Here is a 10116-nt window from a genome sequence, read left to right on the forward strand (position 1 = left end):
GGGGGCGAGGGGGAAAGGGAGCCGATCTTCATGGTTTTCAAAACTGAGTTCGGCTGAAAAGTGAGCCGATCTCTGAGCCTTTCAAAACCTGAGTTCAGCTCGAAAGGGAGCCGATCTCCATACTTTTCAAAACCTGAGTTCGGCTCGAAAGGGAGCAGATCTCCATGCTTTTCAAAACCTGAGTTCGACTCGGTATTTCAGGTCGGCGTAGCGAGCTCAAACACCGCGGTCAGTCCCCTCTCCCTCTGGGCGGTCCGACGTTTCGGGAGGGCTAGGGTGAGGGGCTCTTGATCTTCAACTAGCGGGCAGCAACGGCTTGGGCAGTGGCATCGCTAAAATCGAAAACCTTGCCACCCTGCGCCGAGGCATATTGCTGAGCCTGCCCCTTGAGCAAAAACGCACTCAACCGTCCCTTCGCATCACTGGCAAACCACGCCTGCTCAGCCAACAACTTGATCCCGCTGTCACTGGCCTGCGCATACACCGCCCGAATGTTTTTGCCTTCCTGCTTCAAAGCCACCAGCGCGGTGAACGCTTCTTTCGCAGACGCGTACTGGCGCACCTTGTCCTCACCGCGCACCCAGATTTCCGCGACGTGGCTGAAGTCAGTGATCGCTTTACCCGTCGCCGCATCCGTAGCCTTCAGCGGCGTCTGCGCGTAGTTGGCCAACTGCACCGTGTAATCCAGACCCGACGCCTTGAACGCCGCACGAATGAACTGATCGTCAATAAACGTATTCAGATCGAGCCCACGATCAGCCTTCTTCAGCAGCTTCAACGTATCGATAGCCGTGCCGACTGCCTGACGATATTCCGGCTTCCAGCTCAGGTCGCGGGTCTGCACGCCGAGCGGGCCGTGGAACAGATAATTCACCTCGGCATCGACACCGGTAACTTTGGCGATCAGCTCGCTGTACTTCTCAGGCTCGGCGGCGAGCAATTGATTGGCCTCGATACTGGCGCGCAGGTACGCGACAACAATCTCCGGATACTTCTTCGCATACGCCTGATCCACCAGCGCACCATGGAACGTCGGCGCATTGGCCTGGGCACCGTCATAAATCTTGCGGGCGAAACCCCGGCTCGGGAACAGTTCGGCGAACGGCACAAAATCGGCGTGGGCGTCGATCTTGCCGGCCTGCAACGCGGAGCCGGCAACCTCTGGCGGCTGGGCGATGATGTTCACATCCTTGAGCGGATCCCAACCCTGCGCCGCCACCGCGCGCAGCAACATGCCGTGGGCCGTCGAAGCGAATGGCACAGAAATGGTTTTGCCCTTGAGCTCGCTCAGCGACTGCACGCCCGACGCGCTCGGCACGACGATGCCGTTGCCGCTGCCCTTGATGCTCCCCGACAACACGCTGATGAACAGGCTGTGTTTGCCGGCGGTTTCGAACGCCACACCGTTGAACGCGCCGGGGAAATCGGCCATGGCGCCGAAGTCGAGTTTGCCCGCAACCATCTCGTTGGTCAGCGGCGCGCCACTGGTGAAGTTCTTCCACTGCACGTCGTACTTCGCGTCTTTGTAGGCGCCGTCGTGGGGCAGGTATTTGTCGAGCAGACCGAGTTCACGAATCAACAAGCCGCCGGCGGCGCAGTTGATGGTGGTGTCCTGGGTGCCGATGGCGATGCGGATGGTTTCGGCCGAGGCCGACAAGGTGAACGAAGCCAGTACCAGACCGGCGATTGCTGCACGCAACATGAGTGTTTCCCCTCGAATCATTTATTTGAGTTCGTCTCCGCCGCGATCAGGGCGCGGTGGGAAACGAGGGGTTTTCGGTGAATCCAGCGTCCGGGGTTCACCGGATGGCTTTGCGGTATCTGGGCCGGCCTCTTCGCTGGCAAGCCAGCTCCCACAGGGATTTGCGGTGGGACCTAAATTTTGCAAACACCCGAGAAACCTGTGGGAGCTGCGGTGCGACGATTCGACTTGCCAGCGATGAGGCCCTTTTAATCAACGCAATAAATAGGGGATGTCGACCTTGACGGCACCGGTCGGGCAGTCCTTCTCGCACGGCATGCAGTACCAGCATTCATCGAACGCCATATAGGCCTTCTGCGTCGCCGGGTTGATCGCCAGCAAGTCCATCGGGCAAACGTCGACACACACGGTGCAGCCCTTTTCGGCGATGCATTTGTCCTCGTCCACGGTGACGGGGGCGTTGGAGCGGAAGAAGATTTCCTGAGCTTGATAGGCCATGGTCCGGACTCTCTTTTTAGGGGTGCATCAAGCGGCGAAAGCGCCGACCCGCAAGCGGTCGTAAGCCTGCATTTCTTCGGCGTCGAGCGGGATGATGTAAGGCTCGACGGCTTTCTTGAAACTGGTCATCTGGCCGTCATCGCCCTTCTTCAGGTGGCAATGGCAGAACCACTCGCTGTCGTTGCGCTGCGGGTGATCGACGCGATAGTGGTACAGACCCCAGCGGCTTTCGGCGCGGAACAACGAGGCGCGGGCGGCCATTTCGGCGCAGTCGCGGATCACGCTGGTTTCCATCGCGCGCATCAATTCGTGGGCGTTGTTGGCCTTCATCTGCTCGAGATCGCGTTCGATGTCGCTGAAGCGTTGCAGACCGATCTGCATCTTCTTGGTGACTTTCGGCGGTTGCAGGTAATCGTTGACGAAGCGCCGCAGCTTGTACTCGACCTGCGCCGGCGGCAGGCCGTGTTCGCGATCCAGCGGTGCGTAGACCCGGGCCTTTTCCTTTTCTATCTGCGCGGCATCCAGCGCAGAAAACTCGCGGCCGGCGACAAAATCGGCGGCGTTGTGTCCGGCAAACCAGCCGTAGGTGAACGCGCCAAGCATGTAGTTGTGCGGCACGGCGGCCATGTCGCCCGCCGAATACAAACCTTTCACCGAAGTCTCGGCGCGTTCGTTGACCCACACACCGGACGCCGAGTGACCGCTGCAAAAACCGATTTCGGAAATGTGCATTTCGACCATTTGCGTGCGGTAATCGGTGCCGCGATTGGCGTGGAATTGGCCGCGACTCGGGCGCTCGTTGCTGTGCAGGATTTCCTCGATGTTCTGGATGGTTTCTTCCGCGAGGTGATCAAGTTTGAGAAACACCGGGCCGTTGCCGCTCTCCAGTTCCTGGTGGAACTCCCACATCATCTGCCCGCTCCAGTAGTCGCACTCGATGAAGCGTTCGCCCTTGTTGTTGGCGGTGTAGCCACCCAGCGGGCCGGTGACGTAGGCGCAGGCCGGGCCGTTGTAATCCTTGATCAGCGGGTTGATCTGGAAGCATTCGAGGTTGGCCAGTTCGGCGCCGGCGTGATAAGCCATCGCGTAGCCGTCGCCGGCGTTGGTCGGGTTTTCGTAAGTGCCCATCAGGTATCCCGACGACGGCAAACCGAGGCGCCCCGCCGCGCCGCAGGCGAGGATTACCGCTTTGGCCTTGATCACATGAAAATCAGCGGTGCGGCAATCGAAGCCCATCACACCGTTGACGGTGCCCTCCTCGTCAGTCAGCAACCGCGTGCAAACGAGGCGATTGGTGATACTCACCCGGGCGCGTTTCAACTGGCGATAAAGAACCTTTTTGATGTCGTGCCCTTCCGGCATCGGCAGCACGTAGGCGCCCATGTGGTGGACCTTTTTCACCGCGTAATCGCCGGTTTCGTCTTTCTCGAACTTCACGCCCCAGCGGTCGAGTTGCTCGATGGTTTCGAAACTGTGGGTGGCATAGGCGTAAACGGCGGCCTGATTGACGATGCCGTCGTTGGCGATGGTAATTTCCTTGGTGTACTGCTCGGGCGTCGAGTGGCCGGGAATGATCGCGTTGTTCAGGCCGTCCATGCCCATGCTGATCGCACCGCTGCGTTTGACGTTGGCCTTGTCGACCAGCAACACGCGCAAGTCGCGGTTTTTTTCCTTGGCCTTGATCGCGGCCATCGGGCCTGCGGTGCCGCCGCCAATGACGACGATGTCGTATTCCTGTTCGAGAACGTTGCGGGTCATGCCTGCTCCCCTTTTTGCCGGTCGATCCGCAGGCGGTACTGGAACGCATCGCCACGGTAGTAAAGGTGTTCGAAGTCCAGCGGCTGGCCTTGCGCGTCGTGGGTCAGGCGTTCGATACGCATGATCGGCGAGCCGGCCTCAACGTTGAGCGCCTGGGTCAGGTCGCTGTCGGCCAGCACCGCGTCGATGGCCAGATCGGCGTGGCCAAGAGCGATGCCGCAGTCGTTTTCGAGGATCAGGAAGATGTCGCGGGTGACCAGATCGGCCTTCTCCAAGCGCTCGCCGACGGCTTTCGGCAGGTAGGTGATTTCCAGCGAGATTGGCTCGCGATTGATCAGCCGTACGCGTTTGATCTGCGCGACGATCTCGCCTTCGGCGACCTGCAAACGCTCGGCGACACGCTTGTCGGCCGGGATGAATTTGAAGCTGCGCAGGCGGTTGATCACCTCGTAGCCACGGCCGGTCATGGACTCGGCGAGGCCTTGCAGGCTGCTGACGTTCTGAAAGGTTTTCGGCTTGGCGACGAAGGTGCCTTTGCCGTGGATCTTGAAGATCAGCCCTTCCTTTTGCAGATCGCCCAGCGCCTGGCGCACGGTGATGCGGCTGACTTTGAACAGCGCACCGAGCTCGCTTTCGGAGGGCATCTGGCTGTCTTGCGGGTATTCGCCGTCGAGGATGCGCGCACGGAGGACGTCGCGCAGTTGGGTGTGCAGAGGAACACTGCTTAGGGAGAGAACGTTATCGGTCATCATTGAATCACTTGTTATAACGAGTTATGACGTGATCTTAGGGTTGTTATGACAAGGTTGAGAAATATTGTTTGGGCATAACCTTAGATGCAGGACACACGCAGTTACCTGTGGGAGCTGGCTTGCCAGCGATGGCGTCCTGTCAGCCAACTGATTGGCTATCTGAACCACCGCTATCGCTGGCAAGCCAGCTCCCACAGAGATGGTGTAGATCTGATGGGTCAGTGGCGTTTGAGGATCTGGTCCATGACCCAATCAGTCTTGAGGGCTTGTTCGGCGACGGCGGGGTGTTGTGAGTCGCCACGAGTATGCGCATTCATGCCCAGCACGTGATGCCACTGAATGTGTTCGTGATGGGGGATTTCCAGGCTGATGATTTCCTCCGCATGCAATTGCACGGGATGCTCATCAAACACCGAAAAACTGATCCGCCCAAGGCTGCCGATGATCTCGACCCGATCCTCACGCCGATCCGCGACAAAGCTCCAGCAGCCCATACCCAGCGCCCCGGAGGCGAACCGCCAACTGGCGCTGACCGCGTCTTCCGCCGCGTACAACCCGGCCTGACGCGCAGTGAAACCGGCGACCTCGACAATATCGCCGAGCAGGTACTGGAACAGATCAAAACCATGACTGGCCAGATCGGCAAAGTAACCGCCACCGGCCACCGCCGGATCGGTGCGCCAATTGTCGCGTCCGTCCAGATCCGCCGGCGACGGCGCTTTGGTCAGCGTCCAGCTCAGGTGCCGAACCTCACCGATGCGCCCCTCCTCCAACCATTGCCGCACTTGCGCAAAGCGCGGCAACGACCGGCGATAATAGGAGACGAACAAGTGCAAACCAGCCTCGGCAAATGCCTGCTGCATCTCGCGACTCTGCCCGGCATTCAGCGCCATGGGCTTTTCCACGCAGCAATGTTTGCCAGCGGCGGCGACTTTCAGGCTGTAGGCGTGATGGCTGTCGGGCGGCGTGGCGATGTACACCGCGTCGACCTCGGGATCGTTGATCAGCGCATCGACGTCAGTGTAGACGCGATCGATGCCGTGGCGCGCGGCGTAGTCAGTCACGGCCTCAAGCCGTCGGCCCATCACCGCCACCAACGCCGAACCGGGCGCCTTGTAAAAGGCCGGCCCGCTCTTGCGTTCAGCGACGCTGCCGCAACCGATCATGCCCCAGCGCACCACGTTCATTTTTCAGTCCCTTTTTCAAGATCAGCCAATGCGCAAGGCACGCAGATCGAGGTGACCGTCCTTCAGCGGCGGGCACCAGTAGTAGCCGCCAGTGATTGGCCGGCTGATGCGATAGAGGCCATCGGTGATGCCGTCTTCCAGACCGCTCATACGGCGGAGTTGCGCTTCGAAGGCATCCAGCGAGAAGCCAAAGGCGAGGAACATCAGGCCTGCGCGATCACCTTCAATCCACGGCATCGAGCGGCGCACGACAAACGCTTCCGGGGCGAAGCTCTCCTGCGCGGTGCGTTTGACGTGGGCGGAGACTGGCGCGTCGTCGATCTCTTCGTTGTCGCTGAGGCGACGGCCCATGATGTTGTCTTTGTCCTCGGCCGAGAGTTTGTGGAAACCCTTGAGGTCGTGCTGCCATTGCTGGATCGCGGCGAAGCTGCCGCCGACCATGCCATCAGTGCCTGCGCTTTGCAGGGCGGCGGCGATGGCGGCTTCGTCATGCGGGTTTTCGGTGCCGTCTTCGTAACCGGTGAGGTCGTGGCCGTCCTTGTGGCGGAAGGCTTCCTGCATCTCGACCAGACGCAGGGCCGGGGCCAGTGCGGCCTCGAGGGCGTTGCAACGGTTGAGCAGTTCACCACGGTCGACGCCGTGCAGCCACACCCACAATGCGTGTTGGGTCGACGGGTTCTCGACGCCGACACCGGTCATGGCCGGGAAGCTGCGCAGGCCGTCGATCTGCACATTGAAGGCCTTGGCCAGGGATTCGCCGAAACCGACCACCGCCGACTTGCCGTCCACCTGATTGATCAGGTTGTCGATCGCTTGCGGCAGCGCTTCAACCGATTCAAGGGCGAAAAACAGGTGACGTGCTTGCGCAGGAACTGGGGTGGCGAGAATGCCCGGCTGGTAGTAACTCATGTGAACTCCTTGGGAAAGTGCGCGGGAGTTTACCTGTGGCCGGAGGGTTTGTGGGGGTTTGGATGGAAGTCAAAAGCCCCTCACCCTAGCCCTCTCCCGGGGGGAGAGGGAACTGATTCGGGGATATTAAAGATCTACACCGACTTGAACGTACATCGGTGAATCCATAATCGACACAGACCTTTCAGGTCGATGCATGACTCAAGACACTACGGTCGGCCCCCTCTCCCTCCGGGAGAGGGCTGGGGTGAGGGGATAATAGAGGTAAGACACCGACCTGAACGTGCAGCTGTGAATCCATAATCGACAAAAATCTTTCAGGTCGATGTTTGACACAAGACACCGCGGTCGGCCCCCTCTCCCCCCGGGAGAGGGCTGGGGTGAGGGTTGGCGTCATTGCGCCAGGCACTCGGGCTCAGCCCCGTCCAGCGCTTGAACGCCCGGCGAAAACTGCGCACATCGCTGTACCCGACTTCCTCGGTAATCCGCTCGATCGGCATATTCGGATTGGCCAGCAAACTCATCGTCCGCGCCTGCCGCACCTGCTCCAACAAAGCCTCGAACGTCAACGCATGCTCGGTCAGCCGCCGACGCAACGTACGGCTGCTCATGTTCAAATCACCGGCAATCTTTTCAATGTGACTGCCGCTGCTCAGATCCCGGGCAATCGCCCGCTCCACCGCCTGAATCAGATCGAGTTTCTGATGCACCTGCGCCGCTTCCAGCTCCAGCAACGCCACAGCCTGACGCAACGCCAGCGAATGATGATTGGGCAGATTCACATCCAGCCACAGCGCATCGATCAGCATGCGATTGTGCAGGCAGCCGAAGCGCACCTCCGGCCCCAGCAGGCGGTGGTATTCGCTCAGGTAATCCGGCGCGGCATGCACAAATTCCACGGCAATCGACTTGAACTCGGCCCCGACCAGTGCGCGGCCGTACACCAGCAAACTGGCAAAAAACTCCTCGACTGCAAACACCTGCACATCAGCGAACGGCAAGCGGCATTCAGCATCGAGATGCACCTGGCCACCGACCACATCCACGCTCGACACCACGATCCCGCCCGAGGTGTGCTGATGCCGAATGCCCAACGCAAAGGCATCGCGCAAGGTCTTGCACAGCGACAACACGTGCCCGAGCAGACCCAGGGTGCCGAGAACATTCTGCGCGCCAACCCACAGCCCCAGGCCTTGGTTGGGCAGCACTTTGAGTGCGCGTTGAATCATCGCCACGGCCTGACGATAGGAAATCCGCTGCGCCGGATCCTGCAGATCCTCAAGGGTAAAACCCAGCCCACGGCACAGGCTCTGGGGATCGATGCCTTTGTTCTGCGCGACTTCGGCGAGGGTTTGCAAAAGAAACGGCGAGACCAGCGCCAGTTCAAAGGTCGGGTCTTGGACTTTTACGTTCATGGGGGCTGACATTCCGGATCACGCTTGATTGTTATTTTTGTAACCGGTTATGTCGAAGGAAGTTAGCACAGGGTACGCGAACTGTCCGCAGATGCCCCCCTCGGTGTCCGCCAATACCCTGCCCCAACGTACGCCAAACGCTTATTTCTAGCGTACCGGCGCTCCGAGCGACCGGTACCAGGTCCCAATCACAATAATAATGAGGACAGTCATGAGCCAGACCCGTGCAACATCCTTCTTGCCGCTCGCCCTTTTCATCGCGGGTTGCCCTCTGACGTTGCCCGCCCTGGCCACCGAAGCCGGGGTCGACAACATCGGCACCGGCACCGACGGTTTCTTCATGCTGCCGCTGGAAGTCGACAGCCTTCCGGAGAACATGGTCGCGTTCAACCTCTACTACAACCATTACAAATCGACCAAGCTCAACATCAGCTCGTTCGGCGGCAAAGTGCCGAATGTCGAAATCGAGTCCACCGCGGTGATTCCGCGTCTCGATTACTTGAGCCCGGTGCGGATATTCGGCGGACGCCTGGCCGGTTACATCGCCCAGCCATGGCTGAAGCAAGAAGTCTCGGTGTTCGGCTTGAGCGACACCCGCGAAGGCATGGGCGATACCACCTTCGCACCGATCATTCTGTGGGACATGGGCAAGAACCTGACCCTCGGCGCCGCCGTGGAAGTCACCGTGCCCACCGGCGAATACAGCGTCGATCGGCTGGCCAATACCAGTAACAATTTCTACACGTATAAGCCGCTGTTCTCGTTCACCTGGCTGCCGACTGAACGCACCGAAGTCTCGATGAAGACCACCTACAGCTTCAACGAGAAAAACAAAGACACCGACTACAAGTCCGGGCAAATCTTCCACTTCGATTATTCGGCCAGCTACAAGATCACCGACGATCTGATGCTCGGCATCAACGGCTACTACCTCAAACAAACCACCGACGACAAACAGTTCGGCCACACCGTGCAGTTTGCCGGGCAGGACGTCGACGACGGGGTGCGCGGCAAGGTGTTTGCCATCGGCCCGGCGCTGCACTTCACGTTTCTCAAGTACGCCAGTGCGGAGATTCGCTGGGCCAAGGAGTTTGATGTGGAGAACCGGCCAGAGGGGGAAATGTTGTGGGCGAAGGTGAGTATTCCCTATGCGTTCTGAGTGTATTTGTAGGAAAGAACACCCGGTTTTGTAGCCTGAAAACCTGAAAAACGGAGGGGAGGAATACGCCTACAGCGGCGGTCGAGATTACCGGACAACAGGGGGAAACGTCTGGCAGATTTAAAGGGTGCGCTTGCAGATACTGGGCTCCGTTATCCCATGGTTGCTCAAGGGCTCATGGGGTGCATCGTCAGCCAGTGACGACAATGGGCCATTCCCCCCTTTAAACTGCTGAGATTGATCACGGAGATCACTATGAGCATATTACTTTCCCCGTTTTACTCTGACTTCGAATCCGAAGAAGAGGCCGAGAGCTACGATCGCTGGTTTCGTGCCAAGGTGCAGGCTGCACTGGATGATCCTCGCCCGGCCATTCCCCATGAGGAAGCCATGGTGCGGCTCGACCAATTATTAGAAGAGAAACGCAAGAATCGACGCGCTGCCGCTTGAATGGAGCGATCAGGCTCTGGACGATCTGGCTGACATTATCGATTACATTGAACAACACAATTCCAACGCTTCAGCGGCTTTGCAGCGCAAGGTGGGTGTAGCAACGCAAAGGCTTTCATCAATTCCCTTTGGTTACAGGTCCGGTCGAGTGCCACGCACTCGGGAAATGGTGGTCAATTCAAACTATCTGCTGGTCTATCGAGTGAACGGGCGCATCAAAATACTGACGTTAGTCCACACCCGACAACAATACCCACGAACCTCATAAATATAAAAAAAGGGCGAC

10 protein-coding genes are annotated in these 10116 nt (G+C 59.2%); 3 read left to right on the top strand and 7 right to left on the bottom strand.

Annotated features, from left to right (window positions below):
• Positions 1-298: 298 nt before the first annotated feature.
• From RMV17_RS17010 to RMV17_RS17040, 7 genes are all read right to left on the bottom strand, one after another.
• Positions 299-1723 (bottom strand): ABC transporter substrate-binding protein, encoded by a 1425-nt coding sequence (locus RMV17_RS17010; RefSeq protein ID WP_311881344.1) that lies wholly within the window; start codon positions 1721-1723, stop codon positions 299-301.
• 231 nt (positions 1724-1954) lie between these two features.
• Complete coding sequence (locus tag RMV17_RS17015) at positions 1955-2200, bottom strand: ferredoxin family protein (protein WP_003225615.1); 246 nt, start codon at positions 2198-2200, stop codon at positions 1955-1957.
• A 27-nt stretch (positions 2201-2227) separates the two neighbouring features.
• Positions 2228-3958 carry a fumarate reductase/succinate dehydrogenase flavoprotein subunit gene (locus tag RMV17_RS17020; protein WP_034155657.1) on the bottom strand — a complete coding sequence of 577 codons (1731 nt, stop codon included), beginning with the start codon at positions 3956-3958 and terminating at the stop codon, positions 2228-2230.
• Entirely contained in the window at positions 3955-4707 is a 753-nt protein-coding gene (locus RMV17_RS17025) for a GntR family transcriptional regulator (RefSeq protein ID WP_016774450.1), read from the bottom strand. The genes RMV17_RS17020 and RMV17_RS17025 overlap by 4 nt, the downstream gene beginning before the upstream one ends.
• A 221-nt stretch (positions 4708-4928) precedes the next feature.
• Positions 4929-5897 (bottom strand): Gfo/Idh/MocA family oxidoreductase, encoded by a 969-nt coding sequence (locus RMV17_RS17030; protein WP_311881348.1) that lies wholly within the window; start codon positions 5895-5897, stop codon positions 4929-4931.
• Positions 5898-5918: 21 nt separating this feature from the next.
• Positions 5919-6806 (bottom strand): Dyp-type peroxidase, encoded by an 888-nt coding sequence (locus RMV17_RS17035; protein WP_311881350.1) that lies wholly within the window; start codon positions 6804-6806, stop codon positions 5919-5921.
• Positions 6807-7123: 317 nt separating this feature from the next.
• A complete protein-coding gene (locus tag RMV17_RS17040) occupies positions 7124-8221 on the bottom strand; it encodes an AraC family transcriptional regulator (protein WP_311881352.1) in 1098 nt (365 codons plus the stop codon).
• 211 nt (positions 8222-8432) lie between these two features.
• Between RMV17_RS17040 and RMV17_RS17045 the strand changes: the two genes are divergently transcribed.
• The 3 genes from RMV17_RS17045 to RMV17_RS17055 all read left to right on the top strand — a co-directional run bounded on the left by RMV17_RS17045 (position 8433) and on the right by RMV17_RS17055 (position 10098).
• Positions 8433-9380 carry a transporter gene (locus RMV17_RS17045; RefSeq protein ID WP_311881353.1) on the top strand — a complete coding sequence of 316 codons (948 nt, stop codon included), beginning with the start codon at positions 8433-8435 and terminating at the stop codon, positions 9378-9380.
• 255 nt (positions 9381-9635) lie between these two features.
• A complete protein-coding gene (locus tag RMV17_RS17050) occupies positions 9636-9830 on the top strand; it encodes a hypothetical protein (RefSeq protein ID WP_034155652.1) in 195 nt (64 codons plus the stop codon).
• A 46-nt stretch (positions 9831-9876) separates the two neighbouring features.
• A complete protein-coding gene (locus RMV17_RS17055; RefSeq protein WP_311887063.1) occupies positions 9877-10098 on the top strand; it encodes a type II toxin-antitoxin system mRNA interferase toxin, RelE/StbE family in 222 nt (73 codons plus the stop codon).
• Positions 10099-10116: the final 18 nt, after the last annotated feature.

The sequence above is a fragment of the Pseudomonas sp. VD-NE ins genome, assembly GCF_031882575.1.
Classification (GTDB): domain Bacteria; phylum Pseudomonadota; class Gammaproteobacteria; order Pseudomonadales; family Pseudomonadaceae; genus Aquipseudomonas; species Aquipseudomonas fluorescens_BZ.